General features: G+C 45.1%; 18 protein-coding genes and 1 tRNA gene. 4 read left to right on the top strand and 15 right to left on the bottom strand.

The window, feature by feature from the left end:
- Nucleotides 1–115 precede the first annotated feature (115 nt).
- Nucleotides 116–787 (top strand): EAL domain-containing protein, encoded by a 672-nt coding sequence (locus tag ACT9TW_RS00640; protein ID WP_415992886.1) that lies wholly within the window; start codon nucleotides 116–118, stop codon nucleotides 785–787.
- A 41-nt stretch (nucleotides 788–828) separates the two neighbouring features.
- Here ACT9TW_RS00640 and ACT9TW_RS00645 read toward each other — a convergent pair whose 3' ends face one another.
- The 12 genes from ACT9TW_RS00645 to ACT9TW_RS00700 all read right to left on the bottom strand — a co-directional run bounded on the left by ACT9TW_RS00645 (nucleotide 829) and on the right by ACT9TW_RS00700 (nucleotide 8,543).
- Nucleotides 829–1,503: a phage baseplate protein gene (locus tag ACT9TW_RS00645; protein ID WP_062773115.1), complete on the bottom strand. Its 675-nt coding sequence runs from the start codon at nucleotides 1,501–1,503 to the stop codon at nucleotides 829–831.
- A gap of 29 nt (nucleotides 1,504–1,532) precedes the next feature.
- Complete coding sequence (locus ACT9TW_RS00650; protein ID WP_446491429.1) at nucleotides 1,533–3,389, bottom strand: hypothetical protein; 1,857 nt, start codon at nucleotides 3,387–3,389, stop codon at nucleotides 1,533–1,535.
- A gap of 2 nt (nucleotides 3,390–3,391) precedes the next feature.
- Nucleotides 3,392–3,586, bottom strand: a complete 195-nt coding sequence (locus tag ACT9TW_RS00655) for a hypothetical protein (RefSeq protein WP_032255343.1) — start codon at nucleotides 3,584–3,586, stop codon at nucleotides 3,392–3,394.
- A gap of 140 nt (nucleotides 3,587–3,726) precedes the next feature.
- On the bottom strand, nucleotides 3,727–4,758 hold the full coding sequence (locus ACT9TW_RS00660) for a major capsid protein (protein WP_062773112.1): 1,032 nt from the start codon (nucleotides 4,756–4,758) through the stop codon (nucleotides 3,727–3,729).
- A 15-nt stretch (nucleotides 4,759–4,773) separates the two neighbouring features.
- Entirely contained in the window at nucleotides 4,774–5,136 is a 363-nt protein-coding gene (locus ACT9TW_RS00665; protein ID WP_062773109.1) for a hypothetical protein, read from the bottom strand.
- Nucleotides 5,133–5,357, bottom strand: coding sequence for a hypothetical protein (locus tag ACT9TW_RS00670; protein ID WP_062773106.1), 225 nt, complete (start codon nucleotides 5,355–5,357; stop codon nucleotides 5,133–5,135). The genes ACT9TW_RS00665 and ACT9TW_RS00670 overlap by 4 nt, the downstream gene beginning before the upstream one ends.
- Before the next feature lie 673 nt (nucleotides 5,358–6,030).
- Nucleotides 6,031–6,369 (bottom strand): hypothetical protein, encoded by a 339-nt coding sequence (locus tag ACT9TW_RS00675; RefSeq protein ID WP_062773103.1) that lies wholly within the window; start codon nucleotides 6,367–6,369, stop codon nucleotides 6,031–6,033.
- Complete coding sequence (locus tag ACT9TW_RS00680) at nucleotides 6,362–6,751, bottom strand: hypothetical protein (protein WP_062773100.1); 390 nt, start codon at nucleotides 6,749–6,751, stop codon at nucleotides 6,362–6,364. The genes ACT9TW_RS00675 and ACT9TW_RS00680 overlap by 8 nt, the downstream gene beginning before the upstream one ends.
- A gap of 121 nt (nucleotides 6,752–6,872) precedes the next feature.
- Nucleotides 6,873–7,154, bottom strand: coding sequence for a hypothetical protein (locus ACT9TW_RS00685; RefSeq protein ID WP_062773097.1), 282 nt, complete (start codon nucleotides 7,152–7,154; stop codon nucleotides 6,873–6,875).
- Nucleotides 7,155–7,162: 8 nt separating this feature from the next.
- A complete protein-coding gene (locus ACT9TW_RS00690) occupies nucleotides 7,163–7,609 on the bottom strand; it encodes a hypothetical protein (protein ID WP_062773094.1) in 447 nt (148 codons plus the stop codon).
- Nucleotides 7,603–8,352, bottom strand: coding sequence for a DUF6945 domain-containing protein (locus ACT9TW_RS00695; protein WP_174525765.1), 750 nt, complete (start codon nucleotides 8,350–8,352; stop codon nucleotides 7,603–7,605). The genes ACT9TW_RS00690 and ACT9TW_RS00695 overlap by 7 nt, the downstream gene beginning before the upstream one ends.
- Before the next feature lie 14 nt (nucleotides 8,353–8,366).
- Entirely contained in the window at nucleotides 8,367–8,543 is a 177-nt protein-coding gene (locus ACT9TW_RS00700; RefSeq protein WP_164717431.1) for a hypothetical protein, read from the bottom strand.
- 1,818 nt (nucleotides 8,544–10,361) lie between these two features.
- Between ACT9TW_RS00700 and ACT9TW_RS00705 the strand changes: the two genes are divergently transcribed.
- From ACT9TW_RS00705 to ACT9TW_RS00715, 3 genes are all read left to right on the top strand, one after another.
- Nucleotides 10,362–10,940, top strand: a complete 579-nt coding sequence (locus ACT9TW_RS00705) for a tyrosine-type recombinase/integrase (RefSeq protein WP_062773091.1) — start codon at nucleotides 10,362–10,364, stop codon at nucleotides 10,938–10,940.
- On the top strand, nucleotides 10,934–11,149 hold the full coding sequence (locus tag ACT9TW_RS00710) for a hypothetical protein (protein WP_062773088.1): 216 nt from the start codon (nucleotides 10,934–10,936) through the stop codon (nucleotides 11,147–11,149). Before ACT9TW_RS00705 ends, ACT9TW_RS00710 begins: the two co-directional genes overlap by 7 nt.
- A gap of 364 nt (nucleotides 11,150–11,513) precedes the next feature.
- On the top strand, nucleotides 11,514–11,813 hold the full coding sequence (locus ACT9TW_RS00715) for a hypothetical protein (protein WP_062773082.1): 300 nt from the start codon (nucleotides 11,514–11,516) through the stop codon (nucleotides 11,811–11,813).
- Nucleotides 11,814–12,569: 756 nt separating this feature from the next.
- Here ACT9TW_RS00715 and ACT9TW_RS00720 read toward each other — a convergent pair.
- From ACT9TW_RS00720 to ACT9TW_RS00730, 3 genes are all read right to left on the bottom strand, one after another.
- A tRNA-Gly gene (locus tag ACT9TW_RS00720) sits at nucleotides 12,570–12,643 on the bottom strand.
- Nucleotides 12,644–12,723: 80 nt separating this feature from the next.
- Nucleotides 12,724–13,464, bottom strand: a complete 741-nt coding sequence (actS, locus tag ACT9TW_RS00725; protein WP_446491430.1) for an amidase activator ActS — start codon at nucleotides 13,462–13,464, stop codon at nucleotides 12,724–12,726.
- Between the two features lie 44 nt (nucleotides 13,465–13,508).
- Complete coding sequence (locus tag ACT9TW_RS00730; protein ID WP_446491431.1) at nucleotides 13,509–14,417, bottom strand: LysR family transcriptional regulator; 909 nt, start codon at nucleotides 14,415–14,417, stop codon at nucleotides 13,509–13,511.
- Between the last annotated feature and the right edge of the window lie 156 nt (nucleotides 14,418–14,573).

Here is a 14,573-nt window from a genome sequence, read left to right on the forward strand (position 1 = left end):
AAAAAACTAACAAAATTCAGCAAGTTACACACTTACATAACAGAAACCATTGTTGATTTTTTGTTACAAAAACCACATTATGAATGAACCTATGTAGAAATTTAAGGTGTTTGTTATGGATACTACATTCATTGCTGAACCTATAGTAAGCATTGACGAAAAGTTGTTGGGCGTTGAGCTTCTCACTCGCTTCATTTCCCCAGATGGACGCCCCCTTCATCCTGAGTCCGTAATTTCATCTTGGGATTTAGATAGGAAACGGCTTTTCCTATACGAACAATGCGGAAACATTGCCAGTATGCAAAAGTGGTTCGAACGAAAGAATCTATTTTGTACACTGAACATTGATCAGCAAATGGCTTTTCTGATACGTCATGACTACATACTTAGACAAACTTTCGAATCGATGCCATTCATCAAACTTGAGCTTTCTGAGAATTTCCCAGGTTTAGATAAAGGATTAAAAAGCCCCTTGTTAAAGTCGCTGAGCCAGGGTGTGAATGGGCTGTGGCTCGATGACCTTGGGGCAGGTAATTCGCATGTAGTTAGTTTGATAGAAGGTTACTTTGAAGTAGTAAAAATAGATCGCATTTTCTTTAATGAGCAGGTGAAAAAACCAACCTTCTACGAATTAATTGTATTAATTAAAAAATACTGCGACAAAATTGTTATTGAAGGCATTGAGGATAGAAAAAGTATGGAAATCTTGCGTGAAGTAGGCATTTGGGGGTTACAGGGTTATCTTTTTAAATCCATCCCATTTGAGAACGTAGATTCGTTGGTATAGCTTGAATAATCTTCCTTGTAAAAGGGGCAAAATGCCCTTATTTATTTCTTAAATTCCGTAGTAACAGTATCAGATTCAGTTTTCTTTGGTGCATTGTTTACTACTTTCTGTTTCACCGTACCACCAACGCTTCTATTACTTTGCGTTTTAGTCGCAATTACATTAACTGTAGCAGTGCTAACAAGTCTTATCTGTTCAAATTCAAGATCGAATTGCATAGCAAATTCAGATTTATAATCGTAACTGATACCAGAGAGAATGACATTCTCATAAACTTTGTGCTCTGTCACTAATGTAATAGGCTGACGGCTATCAAAGATTTTATCAAGATACTGGATAGCCTGAGAAATACGAGTGCCATTAACGCCAGCACTGTATAATAAATCTTTCTCAAGCCTTACCGGAGTTTCGGTAATAATCCCCGATAGCTTGAATGTATTATTCTTAATCTGAACGTGATCGCTCACTTCTGCGCCACTCTCGACGGGATAGCTTGTAATTTCTGCCTGTCTGCGTATTCCCGTATCTGTCACGGCATCAAAAATAATTGCCTGATAGTTTTGAATGTAGCTTTCAGAAGCTGGATTATAAACAGATGCAAGGATAGTGAATCCGTTTTCACCTTTATTACGGGTAGCGCTGCTGTTATTACTATTTGAGGTTGAATTGATTCGGGAAGAATCGCCCCCGATTGTTAAACTTCCTGGTGTTGCCATTTTATTTTATTCCTTATGAAGAGGGGCAATTAGCCCCCCGACCCCTGTCCAGATGAAACAGCCAGCACCATACGCTGATTGTTCTGATTAATACGCTGATCTACGCTCGCATTTAGCATGTTTCCAAATGTCGGATCAGGGGAAATAGTGAGAGAGATCATTCCTTCCGGTAGGTTATTTTGCAATACCACAGGTTGCACCACTGTATTATTAACTGGCGGTGTTACTGTAGCCGCTGCGGATTGTTTCAACATCGAAACAGGAGAATAATCACCGTTGGCGCTCTGTGCGTAGCTGCTAACATCCTGCGCCCCGCTCGTACCGTTCCACCATTCACGCATTGTGTCGAATACATTAGGCTCATGACCGTCTGCTTTAGGCTGGCTGGCTCCATAGGTGTTAGCCACAGGATTACTTCCAGCCTGTGCAGGTGCTGACGTTGTGCCGTAATGCTGGCTCACCGCCTCTTTAGTAGTGTTGTCACCGTTCAGGAGATTCAGCTTACCACTGATCCAGTTGGTCATTTTCATCAGACCGTCCACCACATCCCCCGCTGCCCGTCCGATCCCCTGAAAGAAAGGCAACGCCTCCTGCATCGCTTCCTTCCACTCTTTAACCGTCGCAGGGTCGAGAGACTCCATGAAACCTTCGAAGAATGCCAGCTTCTGGCTATCGGAGAGAATGCTAAGTTCCTGATTGAATTTGCGGTAGGCCACAAGCTGATCTTGCTGTTCCTGGTTCAACCATTGCCCGTTACGCTTGAGCACGTCCACCTGATCAGTGAGCGCCTTACCGCCATTCATAAAGGCTTTATGGTATAGGCCAAGGTCATCACCTAACTGTTCCAACGATGCGAGGATTTGCTCTGGTGATTTGCCCTGCTTCTCAAGAGTATTCGTCAGTGCGCTAACGAAGCCCATCGGGTTTGTTTGATACTGTCGTAAATCGTCCATCTTAAATCCGGCAGTGTTCACCGCTGACAGAATCCCCTGATCTCCACCTTTCCACTGTCCCGACTTCTTATCGAATTTAGCCTCATTGAGAGTTTGACCAATGCGATCCTGAATATCTTTATAATTATCAAGGAGTTTGCGCTGACCTTGAATACCCATTCCCGAATCAATCCCGTTAGCCGTCGCATACTGGCTTTGTGCTTGTAGCGCGTTGTAATCAACGTTCCCTAATCTGGCACGCTGTACAATTTCGCTGCGCTCTTCCTGGGCTGTAACAGCCTCTTTACCCCATGAATAAGCACCATAAGCCGCCGCACCGATACCAGCGCCAGCAAGCGCACCAGTGCCTAAGCCCATCAATCCGCCTGTAATCGCTCCAGAGCCACCTACAGGAGCCGTAGCGCCTCGTTTAGCTGCTTCCCTACGTGAAGCATTGAGCCTGCGATAACCCTGCTGTAAGCGCTTAATCTCACTATTCTGACGTTGTAGACTGATCGTTCCATCAGCATAACTACGGGTAATCTTGCTGGCCTGTAATGCAGCCTGGGTTAGTTCGACGTTGGTTAGGTGTTGCATACTTTTGAAACTCGAAGCTGTATCGAGCAATTTTAGCGAAGCCCTTTCACGGCGCTGTGCGTTTCTTGCGGCCTCTTTCGCTGCCTGAGCCTCTACACGGGCTTGCGCCTTAGCTGCCCTTGCCTTTTCTCGTTCATCGCTATTACGTGGCTTAGAGGCTTTCTTATTCAGCTTATCTAATTCTCTTTCAGCAGACTTTAGCCCCTGGCTGAATCTCTTCATGTTTATTGTGGGGTCTTTAATACCTTTTGCTTTTTTCTGAATCTGGTCAAAAGCATCAAGGGCTGTCTTCATAGAATTACGGTCAACACTAAATGTCACCGTGTTATTAATTTTAGAAGTGTTAATCTCAAGCATGATTATTCACCGCCTTTCTTTTCGTTCACCAGATAATTAAGTGCATCTGATACACTCATTCCTCTGAAAATAAGTTGTCTTAAATGTGAATGACTCACATCAAGTGCTCTCGATACGGCTGCTAAATTGAGTATTTGCTCTGCGCTTGTATCATTAAGTTGTAAATGCAAGCCTCGACTCTTTAGGATAATTTCCAATTTTATCTTTCCTCTTATTCTGGAAATAAAAAAGGGGCAAGGGCTGGCGCATTTGCTTTGCGTGTTCCAGTTCCCTACGCCCCTGATTAAAAAGCTCTTCTGTTATTTCCAAGACGGGAAGAACTACCGTCTATCGCTCGCTATTCGGAGGCTTTAATGTGAACGGAGAAGTTCAGGCCGTGGTTAACTGGCAGTGCTGAGTTTTCCGAGATCACGTTAATCGCGTTTCCGCGCTCGCTTTCGAAGCTCCAGCTATAAACTTCCGCAGGTGCTGCATTAAGGAGTTCAAAGGTGCTGCTGGCTGCGCCGTAAATGTTGGTGTAAATACCGCTTCCCTTAGCGAATTGCGGGATAGCGATAGCATCAGCATCGCCCATTTGTGCGATCAGCAATGGGTCAGTTACTTTGATCACATCTACATTTGAACCAGGGATCGAGAAGGTGCTCACACCTGGCAGGAGGTCACGACGCTGGAACACTACGTTCCCTTCGTCCAATGGGCTGACATAGCGGAAAGCCGCTTCCATTGCAGGGCTGAAACGCAGATCGCTATAGAATGAGCCTGTAGCAAAAACAATAATTCGCTCCACTGCCGACGCCTGGCTTTGTGCCGCTTCGGTAATCTGGCTCACCATGTCGTCAATGGCACGTAGAGTGCTGCTATCGGTAGCTGACAGATCAAGAGTGGCATTCATCGGGGCTACGCCGAACAGGTCGCCAAAGTCGATTAACAGATCGTCTGTCTTAGGCGTATACACCTGACCAGAGAAGAGTGATCGTGCGAGGTAACTTTCACGAGTGCGCATAAACGCTATAGCGTGTTTATTCATGTAATCGCTGTAAATGTCAGTCACGGTTTCTTGAATGTCGCTTCCAGGCTTACGCTTGCCCTGAATGTCTGCCGGGACAATAAGATCCTCACGGAGGAAATACGGAAGCTCGATCAGCCATTCTTTACCGCTTTGACGGGATGTTACGTTATGTTCGTTGGAGAACCTTGCAGTAGGCTGATTATAAAGGCTGGTGTTATCTTCCAGTAAACGGGAAACACTCACTTTATGAGATGTAACTCCGTCGCCATCAAAAATGTTTAGTGACGACAGTAAAAAATTGCGGGTACTGGTTAGCTGGAATAGTGGACTCAGATCCACACGTTCATTTCCAATAATCATTATTATCTTCCTTGCTTAAGAGGTGAAAAATTCACGAGTGGCGAAGCCTTGCGCCTGTAATGCGCTGATCGCTGCTGCGTGGTTAGCTGCGTTGAGGTTGTCGCTCTTGAGGGCAACGTATGATCCAACGTTGGGAGCGCGTAGGACGTTTACAGGCTTATTACTGCCAGCAGTGACAAATTCACTGACGACTACGAAAGCCACATTCCCAGATGTATAGAGATCGCCGGAAGCGTCTATAACATCGCCGCACTGCACATCAGCAGGAAGAGAAGCAAACACTTTACTGTCTACTGCTGCAAAATTATCGGTCGCAGCACTCACAATGTCTGTGTAGCTTTTACGAACCGGAAAAACGTCTGATAGGGTGATAATCATTGTTTGGTTGATTCCTTTTTTACTTTATTGGCGATCCGTTCCTGAATACTTAACTTATTTGGAGTGGTGTTTTCAGAAGGGAAATAACGCTCTACAGCCTTTTCTATTTCTTCTACAGTGCATCCTGCCATTTCAGCCACTTTAGCTATCATTTCAGGGTTACACAAAATCACTTCATCTTTGTATTTTAGGATTCGGTCGCGATTATTTAATAAGAACATTGTTGTTCCTTCGCGTTGGTCTGTGCATTAATTACGAAAGCATTAATAACGAAAGCGTTACACACAGATTGTTAAAAAGGGGCGATCAAGCCCCTGGAGAGAATGCCCCTTGCTAAAGAAAGCATTATTAACGTCATTTTTCAGGAGAAATGAAGTTAAGAATACAATCTAATAAAAAGACCCCCGTTTTATTATCTTAGGAGATTTAAAAAGATCGGGGGTACTTTGCATCTGTTAAACGTGAAGCCCTTCACGCTGGCAATAACAGATCTTGATTTCATTATCTATTAGCTGACACTTTCGGGAGTGTTATTAATAGAAGATTGCCAGCTTAACGTAATTCCTGAACCTCTCACAATTCAAGGGTAGTTAAGTCTGACTACATTCATCCTAACGGAATGAATGAGGGATAAAGAGCGAATGCTCTTTTTGAAAAGGTCGGAGATGCGCGGGTGATTGCATGTAATGCCAACACAACGAGACATTACATCCCGCGCATTCCTTCGGAACTAAACAAAAAAGAAGAAGAAAGAACCAACACTTTCAAAAAAAGCATTCAAAAGAGAGTGCCGCTATGGGAAACGGCATTCAGGAGGGGGAAGTGATTCGAATACTTACCCTAATACTACTATAACACTTTCGCTACGAATTGTCAAGCACTTATTGTGAATGACTATTCAATTTCACTTGCGGCGTATTTCTCTGCAATGCTAACGGCAAGCTCTCCCAGCTCAAGCGTAATGACTTGCAGGGAGCAAGCAAGCTCTTCAAGGGCATTTGCTGCTCGCCACGCCTGATCAGCGGTTATTGTGCTGCCGTCACGCTCCACCAAACGCGCTACAGAGGTTTGCAGGTGCTCAAGGGCTGTAATGGCTTGCTCTGTATGTCTGACAGCGTTCAGGAGGCTCTCAGGCGTTGCTGTGATGTATGTTTTATTCACTTCCTGTAGTAGCGGGAGATGATAATTATCTTCGAAACTAAGGAGTAGAGATTGAATTGTGTCGTTAGTCATTATAATTTTCCCTATCGTCATTAAATAAAAAATCCAAATCGGCAGTGTGACCACTCAGGCCGTTAGTTTGTGAATACCCGACATAATCGGCGTAATGCTCAAACCCGATAATTTGCCAGGATTTAAGTTGGCTACTGTCAATAAAGTATTCTTTTCTACGTCGCGGTTTGTAATAAACGTTGTCCGTTGACGATAGAACATCCTGCAATAATTCAAACTCTGATCCGGCTGGAACCGTTGGAGGGTGTTCTATAATTGTCGTTACCATCTCGCCAGGAATAGATTCTCTTGAATAATCTTTTAACTTATGGCTGTATTTACGTTTTGTTGCTCTCACTGCTTTTTCGATTCTAACAATGTTACTGCGTTCTTTTCTTCCCATTAATTCCTCGTAAAGGGAAACTTCCGTATTTCCTCGTTATGCTCCATACTGCGTAAAATGCAAATAGCCAATAGATAGCGATGATCATAAAAGTTTCCCGATTGTTTGTTAGTGTTGCTTATCAGTGGGGTGTAGTGATAAAACTCACCGCATCATTAACGGTAATGTCGTAATACTTGCCGTGACGCTCCATAGTAATAACGGCTGCATCGTGCATTAATAACATCCAATACCGCGCCCCGCTTTCACTTATACCGACACCATCAGCAATGTATTTCACGGTGGCTTTTATTGCTCCGCTTTCACGTTTGAGAGATGCAAGGTGAAAATAAAGACGCTGGCAAACGGTGTTACATTCGATTTGATGGTTTGTGCATTCATTCAATAGGTATAATTTGTTCATAGTCCTCTTTATTTCAAAATTGTTACTTTGTATCCAATACCAGGGCCAGCACCCAAACGCTCCGCTAAAATGTAATTCTTCTCTATGAGTTCAGGAAACACACGATCAATTGTACTTTTTGAAAGTCCTGTTGCTTCTTCTATCTCTTTCTTAGTGACGTTATCCAAATTAAAGCAAGATGAAAAGTACAGCATAACGATCCGTTGTGAAGCTCCTAAGTTTTTATTTAAGGCATAATCTTTAACTGGGTTCTGCTTTGGTGTCATTGCTGCATTAAATAAAGCCACAAGAGCATTAGCATACTGTAATTCTCCGCGTTCTGCGTATACGTCTACAAGCTCTTGCGCTTGCTCGAATGCAACGCCTCTTTCAACTTCTGGGTTAATAAGACTGGCAAGGTGAATAACATTCAAATCTCTTTCACTGTATTTCTTTGGTGATGCTATTTTTAACATAGATGTTTTATTTCCTCATAGATTGTTTTAAGTTTTGGATTCTTCTCTGTGTCCAGGTATCCGTTAATAAGTAGCCATCTGATTTTCGGATGTTGTGAAACAGGTAAATTCTTTTCTGGGTTTTCCCATTCATCCCGATACAACCCGATAGAAACAGGGTTGACGGCTTCTATCTTAATTTCTTTAGCTGGAATGGAGGCGAGTTTCTTCGTAGGTATTTGCTTTGGCTTCTCCGGCTTCGGATCTGCTTTGGCCTCTTCTGGCACTGGCTGCTGTTTTTCTTCCTGCACTCCTTGCGCTACATCTTCTTTGACGTTACCAAACACAGGGTTTTTTAGGCAATCAATCCACACTGGATCGGCTGTTGTTCCCGTCCTACGTTCAAGCCTAAAGGCATCAGGTGTTAAGTCCGTCACTATCCATTGATTGGAACGTCCTGAAAGATTAGCAATCACCAAACCCACTTGTTTCAAGTCTTCTAGGCAACGCAATGCTGTACGTTTCGAGATTCCAACACTTGCGGCTAATTCTTCTACGTTGTCATGGTAGATCCCTTTATTTCCGCCAATGTTCGAAGTGGTAAAAAAATGAAAACGCTTGCGCATACGAGCGTATAATGCTTTGGTATTGTTAGATAGCTCGACACGCTCACCTGTATTAACGTTGGTTATGTGACTTGCTTCGGATAATGCTTCTTCTGTACCAAAATACTTGTAAATGTCTCCGTTTATAATGTCGGTCATGTTAGGGTGTATCCTTATTTAGTAGAACGTTCTCCGCTCTTGATTGATAATGAAAGTATGGTTGCAGCGTCAATTAACATCTCCTGCACTGTTACGCCTCGCGCCCGTGCCTCTTTAAATAAAGTGGTAAACACTTCATCAGGCAGTTTTACGAATGTTCCGGCTGGTTTCTTCTTTTGGGTTTCGCTCATTCAGTTTTCTCCTTCTGGTTTATTTGTCAGTTTCTTTCTGTGCTGCTCTAATTAGATCGAAGCGTCGTAGCACTTCGTTAAAGAACTCTTCCCGCTCTTTATAGCCGTGCTTACGATTGGTGTTGCGTATAGCTTTAATTTGGAAGCGGGTGACTTCACCGTTAACAAGCTGTGATACCGTAGTATCTATGTCAAAGTATTTAATACTGGTTCTCCTTACGTGAGATAAAATAAAAACACCTTGCAGCCTGACGGCTCAAAGTGCATTGCGATTTGGAATTTTTGGGAGGCTGAATACCTCAAAGATAGAAGGTAAGAATCTTTTTCTTAGCTCCTGATACTAATTTAACACGAAATAAGATAAAAGTCAATAATTATTTTTACCCATTTAAGATCATAGCATACTCACCAAAAACGATCAAGCTCTACCAATCACCATAAAACGGGATGTATCGAGCTATGCGAGGTTTGCACATACATACACTACATCGGTATTCCCTACCCTCTTTAAAGCGCTCTGAGGGCTTCCTGTGCGCCCTCTGGCACTTACCGAAACCAATAGCACAACTACAGAGGGATAACGGTAGTTATCATGATAGTAGGTGATGGTATTGGATTGAGGCTGGATGAACTGGAGCTATCAGTGACCAGTGAAGCCTTAGCCGTGGGCTAACTTTGCATGGATGAAATGCGGAGCATGGAAGACAGGCAGAAGTTATGCCGAAAGAGATTGCGCACACGGCGCACTGCTTCTGTGCCTCGTTTCACGAGGGCGAAGCCCTGGCACAATTACAGATAGATACGCTACGCTGCGTCGTGAGCGGCTGAACGGGTAGCCACCAAAGGCGAACCAGTGAACCTTGCCAGGCGATACACGCCAGCAAAGCGAATCTTTCATAAGATCTTTTCAAAGCTCTCTTTTACAAGTCGCTTTGAAAATCTCTTTGTATAGAGTGCCAACTTGTCACCAATCACAGCCTAATCAGTGCCATTTTGTCACCTGTTACCTTTGAATCAGTGCCATTTTGTCACTTATTCATGGATGCCATTCTGTCAGTCGGTGACAAATTGACACCAATTAGGGTTAGCCCTTTGCCCTGTTCTCTCCAAACTATCCCATACAACAACTCCAATGTAATTCTCATCTAACAGGCATCTAAACCGCTGGTAATTGGCAGGTAAAGAATGCCATTGTTACGGGGTTAAAGTTGCCATAGTAACTATCACTCTCTTTGCGTAAAGCCTTGCGCCGTGCGGCTTGTCACTGATTGTCACAACGATCATCACTTTGATGTAAGCACATCCTGCTTAACGACTTTTTTGTTATAATGTAACAACACGATTTTCCATGCCAAAATCGCCTTTTTTGATAATAATTCTCAACAACTCAGATCACATCGTTGTGGATGAGAACCACTATCATCTACAAAGCAATAACGCCCTACTTCGATACACTTTGGTAAAGTGTATTCTGTAACTCATTGATTTAAATGAATCAGCACACTTTTCCATCACTTCACCGTGCAAACAGGGGTAACACCCCGCCATCGAAAATAAATCTCTTGACAGAACCACCGTTTCATGAATCATGATGGTGAGTGTATTTTCATTTATTTTTCAATTACTTACTGATATTTTCCGATTCTGGCGATTTCAGATCGGGGTGGCCTTTGTAAGCCGTTCAGCAGCTCAGGCAACCGCGCACACATTTTGATCATTTTGTGCTCTTCTTAAATTTACGTATCGTACAACTTATTGAAAATGATCAATTTCTGATCAATGATGATTTCAACGAAACGAACATGAGGAGGGGTAAAGATGAAAGGTATTAGCCAGGCGCTAAAGAGTGCAGACCATGTTAAGGCGGTGGCAGCAGAGCTACAGCGCAACAACACCACCAACCTGTTCTATTGCTTGTGGGTGTTTATGTATGAATCGGGCTTGCGTATCTCTGACGTGCTCAAGCTCAAGTATGAAGACGTAGAGGGGCAATCTCACCTCAAGGTGAAGCAGGAGAAAACGGGGAACGTGGTAAGGCCAAAAGTTACAGCGTCCATGTTGTCAGTGGTGGCACAACGCAAGGCAGAACAAGCTAAGATGCCTGTAGCTACAGATTACATTTTCAGTGCTGCCACATTACGCAGTAGAGGAAACCCCGTTACACGTAACACGGTGTTTGCCGAGTTCGGCAAGATGGGCCGTAGAGCGGGATTCTCTAATGTGGGATGCCATACACCCCGAAAAAGTCGGGGCCGAATTTTATTCGAGAATGGGGTGCCGATTGAACAGATCGCCCATTTCCTGGGACAGACAGATCCACGGTCAACGATGTATTACATCGGGTATGGTCAGGATGTGCAGGACGATTTAACAGACGAGTTTTCTTTAGAATGGTGATCAACATGAAGCGCTTACTTTACGTGCTGGTACTGCTGCCGCTGGCGTCTCATGCAGGACAAATTACGATGACCAACCCAGAGGAGGAACAGACGGAGAACGGAAAAACGCTATGCACGTATCAGAACAGCAATTACCTGTTCACCTACGTAACTAAGGGGAAATGTCCCTATACGAAAACCTTCAATACAGAGGATTCGGAAGAGTGAAAAAGGAAGAAGAGCTAATCACCAGCTTTATCTGGTGTGGTGCTACGGTGTGCGTTTATACGCAGGTAGTAAAGTTTGCAGGGACGACGATACAGCGTCACCTGTTACCAACAAACCTTAGAAGAGCAGTTGATCAGCAAGTGGCAGGGGCCGCCAACCACCAAGAAGCCAGCCCCCGCCGTATTCAACAATCCCAACGGAGAGTTAGAGATGCCGAATCAGCACATTATGGCGTTAGCGCTCGCGCTGTGCAACGTAAGCAACGGTAAAACCGTCCGAATCCCTGCCATGACAGGAAGCCAGCTTCATTTGCTTATGATGTGGCTACGGGCTTTGAAATAACCATAACGAACGAGGAGATAAAATGGCGACATACAATTCTTATTCAATCAAGCAAGACATTGAACTCTATCAAGAAGAGTTGCAGGAAAAACACCCACGGCTATCTGAGAAACGGTTAGATGCGATCCTTGAGGTGAAAAGTGCAATAGCGCTACGTTTTAAAGACATTGCCGACAAGGACGAAGCAGCGAAAGAGCACATTGCTGTATGCAACATTATCCGAGCCAACAAAGAACTAAGTAAGGCTGATTTCTCGAAGTTTATGGACTTTGCGCAAATGTACTGGCGACAGTATCAAAGCGAATGTGCTCAAGAAGCCTAACCAATTTCTTGCCGGGGGCGCAATGCCCCTTTTTCTTTAGGGTATTACTCCCCGTTGGTTTTATCCCCGTCCTCTTGCCGCATAGATTCGATAAACTCCCGTTGCGCCTGTGTGAGTTCAAGCTCATCCAGCAAGCGATCTAACTCGTCTTTGGGTGATTCCTCTTGATTCTGTCTCTTCCCGATAGCCATACTCACCCTTGATTTATTCAGATTAATCTTAGGTTAACCAGGGTGCAGAAAATGCGCAACTCACAGATTTTAGAGAATAGAAACCATAATGCCCGTTGGTGGTAAGACAACGTGCGGAGCCGTTAGGCGACTTCATCAGGGTTATGTCAGACAGTGAAGTTTATCAGGATGACCATGTACCCGAAGGAGCGAGGCCGAACCGCTGGCAGAGCCGGATCTGTAGCTACCGGAGCATCACCACCATAAAACCTGTTTATTCCCTGCAACGTCATCTCGACGTGTGGCATGTGGGAGCATCGGCAAAAAATGCGCTTCACTGTAAGGTTATGAGAAGTGCGATCCGTCGCTGCCTGGTGTAGGCTTTGCGTTCATTGTTGGGCTATCGCGGTAAGAACTTGAAACCACCGCCGACGATTGGCTACACTCTCATCTCACCGAGTAACCATTCGTGACAAGTGTCAAAGTAGTGAACTATGGTAGAACGCCTCAGCATGTTAGTAAGCACTACTGCGTAACATGCTGGCAGAGCAGCATTTTAGAATGCTTGCTCCACAAGGGGAGATTCTGGAGCGGGCGAAGGGAATCGAACCCTCGTATAGAGCTTGGGAAGCTCTCGTTCTACCATTGAACTACACCCGCTTTGAAGTGCGTAAAGCATTATAGGCCTTACGCACTTTCACACAAGCCTCTTGATGACTAAGTGGCGATTAAATAATCACTTAGCATTTCGGTTTGCTGCCCTGTGCCGGAAGATAACGCTGCGGATCGATGGCCGTGGCGCGATAGCGGATCTGGAAGTGGAGCTTCACCGAGTCCGTCCCTGTGCTGCCCATGGTCGCAATCTTCTGCCCCGCCTTCACGTTCTGCCCATTGTTCACCAGCATAGTGTCGTTGTGCGCATACGCCGTGATGTAATCTTCGCCATGCTTAATCATGATCAGATTACCGTAGCCGCGCAGCTGGTCGCCGACGTAAACCACTTTTCCGGCACCGGATGCATAAACAGGTGTCCCGCGCGCCGCAGAGATATCAATGCCCTTGTTTCCGCCCTCAGACGTTGAATACGGCATCACTACTTTGCCACTGGCAGGCCAGACCCAGCAGCGCTGCCCGACCGGCGGCCAGGACGATTGCGGCACTGCGTAAGATGGTGTCACTTTGGCGGTTTTCGTTTTAGACGACGTGGAATTTTTTGCTGTAGAAGAAGAGCCGCCGTTAACCTTCAGCTTTTGCCCCACTTCGATGGTATAGGGCGCAGGGATATTGTTCATCCGCGCCAGATCTTTCACGCTAGTGCCCGTTGTACGCGCAATTCGGTACAGCGTATCCCCGCGCTTAACGGTGTACACCGTACCGCCCATATCGGAGGATTTACTGCCCGAACACCCCGCCAGCAGTAGTGTTAGCGTCAGAAGGGATAAGGCAATAATGGGGTTTCTGGTCAGGCTTCCTGCAAACAAAACGGATCCTCGGTCAGCGTAAATGGCGCACTATGATACCAGCCTCAATCCTGATGCCCAACAGCTGCTGCAAACGGATATCCGTGGGCAATAATTTCCATCATTTCCGGCATATAGGGCATCGCGGGCAACTTCACCAGCGCCGGGTAGAAAATCTGCGGCGAAGGAAAGACATCTACCACATAACAGTGGCTGAGCTTACGGGCATCCACCTCAGAGGAAGGCAGCAGCGTAGCGGCCTGCAAACCAGACTCTAGCCAGTCCAGAATGACGCCAGGCTGGGTGATATGCATAATCACTTTCGGATTCACGCCCGCTTTGCGAAACAGATCGATCAGCATTTCGTAAGTGCCGGAGTCCTTTGCCCGATGCAGCAATACCAATGGAAAATCACCCAGCGCGGCGTAATCAAACGGATTGGCAGGCGGCGCGGGCAGACAAGATTTAGCAATCACCGCCACCAGCTTGATCGGATCGAAGGAAACATAATCGAACCCTTCACTGCGATAAGGTCGCTGAATAAGTGCGACGTCGATTGTCCCAGCATTAAGCTGCGTCTCTAAATGGCTGGAATCCGACACAGATATGTTAATTTCGGCATGAGGGTGGCGGCGATATAATTCTAATAACAGCGGTTTAAAATAGGACTGAAAAAGATGGGTTAAACCGATGCGTAACTGAAATTTATCTTTCTGCGCAATTTCTGTTGTTTCACGCGCGGTATCTTCAATCTGGCGTAATATTTCACAGGCTTTACGATAAAGAAAATAACCGGCTTCTGTCGGTTCGAGTCGATTTCCCCGGCGTGTAAATAACGCAACCTGTAATTCTTCTTCCAGCTCCTGAATGCGTTTACTGAGCGGCGGCTGCGCCATGTTGAGCGACTTCGCCGCCTGGCTCACCGAGCCCTGCTCCACCACTTTGCAAAAATAACGTAGCCTTTTCAGATCCATATTGAACGCCCCTTCTCTTTTTCGCCTGTCAGTATCACACCCGATATCGTAAAGGGGAAGTATTTCCTTATACCGCATTTATTTAACATTAATAACAAACCTGCAAATTAAACCTTTTTGATCTGGTTCGCCTCCGTTAAACGGTATTTGTCGGAA

The sequence above is a fragment of the Enterobacter sp. C4G1 genome, from assembly GCF_052886895.1.

Excerpts from the sequence above, each read along its gene's own strand:
- ACT9TW_RS00700 (WP_164717431.1), bottom strand. The coding sequence starts at position 8,543 with ATGAGCGAAACCCAAAAGAAGAAACCAGCCGGAACATTCGTAAAACTG.
- ACT9TW_RS00695 (WP_174525765.1), bottom strand. The coding sequence starts at position 8,352 with ATGACCGACATTATAAACGGAGACATTTACAAGTATTTTGGTACAGAA.
- ACT9TW_RS00665 (WP_062773109.1), bottom strand. The coding sequence starts at position 5,136 with ATGATTATCACCCTATCAGACGTTTTTCCGGTTCGTAAAAGCTACACA.
- ACT9TW_RS00710 (WP_062773088.1), top strand. The coding sequence starts at position 10,934 with ATGGTGATCAACATGAAGCGCTTACTTTACGTGCTGGTACTGCTGCCG.
- ACT9TW_RS00650 (WP_446491429.1), bottom strand. The coding sequence starts at position 3,389 with ATGCTTGAGATTAACACTTCTAAAATTAATAACACGGTGACATTTAGT.
- ACT9TW_RS00680 (WP_062773100.1), bottom strand. The coding sequence starts at position 6,751 with ATGGGAAGAAAAGAACGCAGTAACATTGTTAGAATCGAAAAAGCAGTG.
- ACT9TW_RS00670 (WP_062773106.1), bottom strand. The coding sequence starts at position 5,357 with ATGTTCTTATTAAATAATCGCGACCGAATCCTAAAATACAAAGATGAA.
- ACT9TW_RS00730 (WP_446491431.1), bottom strand. The coding sequence starts at position 14,417 with ATGGATCTGAAAAGGCTACGTTATTTTTGCAAAGTGGTGGAGCAGGGC.
- ACT9TW_RS00675 (WP_062773103.1), bottom strand. The coding sequence starts at position 6,369 with ATGACTAACGACACAATTCAATCTCTACTCCTTAGTTTCGAAGATAAT.
- ACT9TW_RS00685 (WP_062773097.1), bottom strand. The coding sequence starts at position 7,154 with ATGAACAAATTATACCTATTGAATGAATGCACAAACCATCAAATCGAA.
- ACT9TW_RS00645 (WP_062773115.1), bottom strand. The coding sequence starts at position 1,503 with ATGGCAACACCAGGAAGTTTAACAATCGGGGGCGATTCTTCCCGAATC.
- ACT9TW_RS00690 (WP_062773094.1), bottom strand. The coding sequence starts at position 7,609 with ATGTTAAAAATAGCATCACCAAAGAAATACAGTGAAAGAGATTTGAAT.
- ACT9TW_RS00640 (WP_415992886.1), top strand. The coding sequence starts at position 116 with ATGGATACTACATTCATTGCTGAACCTATAGTAAGCATTGACGAAAAG.
- ACT9TW_RS00715 (WP_062773082.1), top strand. The coding sequence starts at position 11,514 with ATGGCGACATACAATTCTTATTCAATCAAGCAAGACATTGAACTCTAT.
- ACT9TW_RS00705 (WP_062773091.1), top strand. The coding sequence starts at position 10,362 with ATGAAAGGTATTAGCCAGGCGCTAAAGAGTGCAGACCATGTTAAGGCG.
- ACT9TW_RS00660 (WP_062773112.1), bottom strand. The coding sequence starts at position 4,758 with ATGATTATTGGAAATGAACGTGTGGATCTGAGTCCACTATTCCAGCTA.